This window comes from bacterium (genome assembly GCA_004299235.1).
Classification (GTDB): Bacteria; Chloroflexota; Dormibacteria; order Dormibacterales; family Dormibacteraceae; genus SCQL01.
In genome coordinates, this window is record SCQL01000060.1 from 1 (window position 1) to 3,010 (window position 3,010).

4 protein-coding genes are annotated in these 3,010 nt (G+C 68.2%); 1 reads left to right on the forward strand and 3 read right to left on the reverse strand.

From position 1 onward, the window contains the following. The 3 genes from EPN29_13920 to EPN29_13930 all read right to left on the reverse strand — a co-directional run. On the reverse strand, positions 1-871 hold an 871-nt coding region (locus tag EPN29_13920; GenBank protein TAN31189.1), incomplete at its 3' end, for a hypothetical protein. A 16-nt stretch (positions 872-887) separates the two neighbouring features. Then, positions 888-1,592 carry a DedA family protein gene (locus EPN29_13925; protein TAN31190.1) on the reverse strand — a complete coding sequence of 235 codons (705 nt, stop codon included), beginning with the start codon at positions 1,590-1,592 and terminating at the stop codon, positions 888-890. Beyond that, a complete protein-coding gene (locus EPN29_13930; GenBank protein ID TAN31191.1) occupies positions 1,589-2,218 on the reverse strand; it encodes a phosphatase PAP2 family protein in 630 nt (209 codons plus the stop codon). Before EPN29_13930 ends, EPN29_13925 begins: the two co-directional genes overlap by 4 nt. Positions 2,219-2,536: 318 nt before the next feature. On the opposite strand from EPN29_13930, the gene EPN29_13935 reads away from it, so the two are divergent. Next, positions 2,537-3,010, forward strand: a 474-nt coding sequence (locus EPN29_13935; GenBank protein ID TAN31192.1) for a galactosyldiacylglycerol synthase, incomplete at its 3' end; no start/stop codon positions are given.

The following is a 3,010-nucleotide window of genomic DNA, read 5'->3' on the forward strand; positions in this document are numbered from 1 at the left end:
GCTCAGAGGTGGCTTCCGACGCCGAGGCGTGGATCACGGCTGATGCTTGGAGTCGGAAGACGACTATCGCATCCCACAACCCAGCAGGGGTCGTACCCCGGAGGGCGGCGGCACCAAGGACTCCTGCGAGGACTGTGCCGCTCGCACCTAGGAACACGCCGATCCGCGTTCCCGGGCGTGACAGACGTCCCCGAGACGCGACCAGCACGATGAGGGCGAAGACGAAGACATCGATGACGTTCTGCTTGACGAGTGCAGCGCACATGGCCGCAGATCCGGCCCCTGCGGTGAGGAGGAAGGCGTGGCGACCCCAGCCGCGTGGCATTGAGACGATCAGACACACGACCCCGATCAGCACGAACGGGACCGCGAGCACTTCGCCGTTCGTTTCGGGCATCCCGAGCAGGGGATTGGACAGCACGCCAACCGCACCGACGACCGTGATGCGACGCGTCCAGCGCCGGCCCGGGGAGACGACGTGCGCGACGACACCGGCCAATAGGACTGCCAGTCCGCTTGCCACCGCTCCCAGCAACTTCACGGACGGCGCGGTGAGGCCCGCGGCCGAGTGGCCGGCTGGTCCCAGATGTGCGGCGAGGGAGAAGAGCCCTAGCAGCAGCGGCGGACGGTCGACCCAGTAGGAGCCGTAGAGCGAGGAGCCCGGGCTCCAGTGCTGGGCGAGGAGGAGGAATCCGCTCTCGTCTGGCGACAGCGGGACGTCGACGAACGGTAGCCACGCCGCTGCCGCGAGTACCGCCGCGACGCCGATACCGACGATCGACCAGATGCCCCAGCCACGGGAGTCGCTCGGCGACGTGACGGCGGGTGGAGGCGCACCATCGCGAACGTCGAGGGACCCAGCGCCATTCACGACAGCACCATCGAGGTCATGAGAGACGAGACGCAGGGTGATCAGGAGTGCACGCCACGCGCAGCATGGCTCCTCGACCTGTTGCGGATCGGTCGCGTTCCTCGGTCTTGGCGCGCCGGGGCCGGGTGAGGCGACCGATGATTCGGCGGCCAACTATGAGCGCAACCACGGCGCCTGTCAGCGCGACGCCTGCACCGGTGACGTAGCGCTCGGCGGTATGCCAGCTGTTGCCGGCCAGATAGCCGGCGGTGGCTATGAGCGCCCCCCACGCTGCGCCGCCAGCGACGTTGGCTCTCAGGAACCGGCGGTAGGGCATCCGGGCCATTCCCGCTAGGCCGGGGATCATGACGCGCAGGGCGACTGTGAACCGACCGATGAAGACGGCCCACCCGCCCCGGCGTATCAGCGCACGTTCGGCGCGCTCCAGGTGGCTGGCGTTCGTGAAGCGGCCGAGCGTCGAACCGAGGATCCTGCGACCCCAGCGGCGCCCGACGACGTATCCGACAGCATCGCCGAGGATCGCGCCACCGACGCCCGCGAGCACAACCGCGGGCAGCGGTACCTGACCCTGGCTGGCGGCCACGCCACCCAGCAGCACCGCTGTCTCCCCGGGAAAGATGAACCCGAGGAAGGCCGAAGACTCGAGAGCGGGAAGCGCGAACACCACCAGCAGCACCAGCCACGCCGGCGTCGACAGAAGTTGCTCCAACAGTCCGGTCATCGCGATGTCCCGACGGGCTGAGCGGTCACGAAAGGCCGCACCGGAGTCCGCGACAGGCGCAGGACCAACCGCGAGAACACAGGTCGAGCGGCACCGTACGACCCGAGCGCCACGATCGCACCTACGGCCAAACCGGCTGCCACGTCCAGCGGGAAGTGGGCACCCACGTAGACCCGAGTGACTGCCATCAGCACCGCGAGTCCGGCCGTCAACGCGCCGAGCTTTCGGTTGGCCAAAAGCACTCCGACGGTCACCGCGCCCGCCATCACCGCATGGTCGCTCGGAAACGAGTAGTCCGTGCTGCGTGACACAAGCACGAGGGCGTCAGGCAGGACCGTGTAGGGCCGTGGTTCGGCGAAGGCCGCAACCAAGAACTGGTTGACGCCAATCGCGATCAATGCGCCCAACGGAGCCCAGAGTGCTGCCGTCACACGATCCAGGTCGCCGTCGCGGCGCGTCAGGAGCCACGCGCACATGAGCACCCCCGCAAACAGGACGGTCCCGTACTCGGCATACAGGCGCGCCGGGGTGTGAAGCCAGGGAGTAAGGCGCGCGAAGTGGTTGACCGCGCCGAACCAGTCCTCTTGCGCCGCGCCCCACAGCACTGCTGACCCGCTCGCTGCCACCGTGCCTCCTCCAACGTGCCCGCCGTATCTGACGGGGTCGACCTGACCGTAGGCAGGACGACATGAAGCGACGATGAAGGCGCAACTCCGGGTCACGTGGGGCGAAACCGTTTGGTGACCTCGGGCGCCGACGGTCGGTCTGTCTGTCTCCGCAGACCAGGCCGGCCCGGCGAGCTCAACTCCCGGCCTCAAGTGCCGGCACGAGCGTCGTTTACGGGGTGCGCTGGTGCAGGAAACCAGCAGTTGAGCGACGCTCGGTCACCGCTGATCGGTGGCGCTTCATCTGGCCTTCATCCGTGCGAGGCCATTCTCGGAACCATGACGATCAGAACGGCGCCAGCGACCAACGAACCGCTGCTCACGACACGATCCGGCGGGCAGGCACTGCGCATCGCTGTTGTCACCGGCAGCTACGGATCCGGGCACAATGCGGCGGCGCGTGAGCTGGCCGTTGCGTTGCGCGGCATCGGTTGCCAAGTCGAGATCCACGACATCGTGGACCTGCTGCCGTGGCGGCTCGGACGCATCCTGCGTTCCGCGTACTACGGGCAGCTCCGTTGGCACCCACGCTCATGGGGAGCAACCCTCCGGCTCCTCGAGCCCGGGCGGCCTCTGCACCGGCTCGTGACCCGATCGCTCGGTTTCGCTGCTGCCCCGGTGGCTGCCGCCGCATACGAGTGCGACCTCGTCATCACGACGCATCCGTTCGGAGCCCAGGCGCTCGGTCACGCGCGCGCCACGGGCCAGCTCGACTGCCCAGCGGTCACCTACTTCACCGACGCGTCCGTGCAC